This window comes from Methylobacter sp. BlB1 (assembly GCF_015476545.1).
Classification (GTDB): domain Bacteria; phylum Pseudomonadota; class Gammaproteobacteria; order Methylococcales; family Methylomonadaceae; genus Methylobacter.
In genome coordinates this window covers 1-1,312 of sequence record NZ_JADMKV010000167.1, presented here as the reverse complement: position 1 = coordinate 1,312, position 1,312 = coordinate 1, and the positions used below count along the sequence as shown (strand labels likewise).

At 53.6% G+C, this 1,312-nt stretch carries 1 protein-coding gene and 1 other annotated feature; the gene reads right to left on the bottom strand.

All coding sequences use genetic code 11. The features are described from left to right. Window positions 1-39 precede the first annotated feature (39 nt). Window positions 40-1,262 (bottom strand): IS3 family transposase gene (locus tag IT781_RS21835; RefSeq protein ID WP_194972279.1). Its coding sequence is split into 2 segments (ribosomal slippage): window positions 40-968 and window positions 968-1,262, totalling 1,224 coding nucleotides; the frame shifts between segments, so codons are not numbered across the junction. Then, window positions 862-978: a sequence feature (AL1L pseudoknot), on the bottom strand. (Overlaps the previous gene by 117 nt.) Window positions 1,263-1,312 lie beyond the last annotated feature (50 nt).

Here is a 1,312-nt window from a genome sequence, read left to right as displayed (position 1 = left end):
TGAACCGCCCCGAATTTTTCGGAGGCCGATGGTTGTGAGTCATGCCGCCTGAGCAGACTCAATCAGTTGTTGATAATACTTTTCTTCAGCCTCAGCCGGTGGAATGTTGCCAATCGGTTCCAGCAAGCGACGATGGTTAAACCAATCGACCCAGGCCAGTGTCGCCAGCTCCACGGCTTCCCGGTTTTGCCAGGATTGACGGTGAATCACCTCAGCTTTATACAAGCCATTAATGGTTTCGGCCAGCGCATTGTCATAAGAATCGCCCACGCTGCCTACCGAAGCCTCGATACCGGCATCGGCCAAACGCTCGGTGTAGCGGATCGATACATACTGCACGCCTCTGTCACTATGATGAATCAAGCCGCCATCTGGCCGTCTGGCATAGACTGCTTGCTCGAGCGCATCCAAGACAAAATCAGTGCGGGCGGATGCCGAGACTTTCCAGCCGACAATAAACCTGGAAAAGACGTCGATCACAAAGGCGACATAGACGAAGCCTTGCCAGGTGGAGACATAGGTAAAATCGGCTACCCACAACGCATTCGGACGCGCTGCCGTAAATTGCCGATTGACGCGATCCAATGGATAAGCCTCATCCGGGCGGCTGATCGTCGTCTTGACTGTTTTGCCCCGCACCAGGCCTTGTAATCCTAACTGACGCATCAAACGCTCCACTGTACAACGAGCCACGTTGTTCCCTTCACGCTGCAATTGGCGCCAGACCTTACGCGCACCGTACGCTTGGAAATTGTCCTCCCAAATCCGGCGGACCTGATGACCTAAACTCTCATCCTGTTTAGCACGGGCTGATCGCAGATTAGGATTGGCTTGACGTGCGGCATGCCGGTAATACGTCGACGGGGCAATCGGCAATACTTTGCAGATCGGCTCGACCCCATAGACATCACGGTGATCGTCAATAAAGGCTTTCATCGTTTGAATGGGCGGTCGAGCTCCGCCTGGGCAAAATAAGCGGACGCCTTACGCAGAATTTCATTGGCTTGCCGGAGCTCACGTACTTCGCGTTCCAAGGCTTTCAACCGCTCTCGCTCTGACATTGTCAACTCTGCTTGTGCGCCACTCGTTTTTTCGGTTTCACGTACCCAGCGACGCAAGGTTTCAGCGGTACAGCCAATTTTAGCGGCAATCGATTGAATGGCGGCCCATTGCGAGGTATATTCGCCTTGATGTTCCTGCAGCATTCGCACTGCACGCTCTCGGACTTCCGGTGAAAAGTTGTTTGTGGTTTTCTTGGTCATAGCCCCATTTTCTCATAAGTTGGAGCCTCCGAGAAAACCGGGGCGGTTCA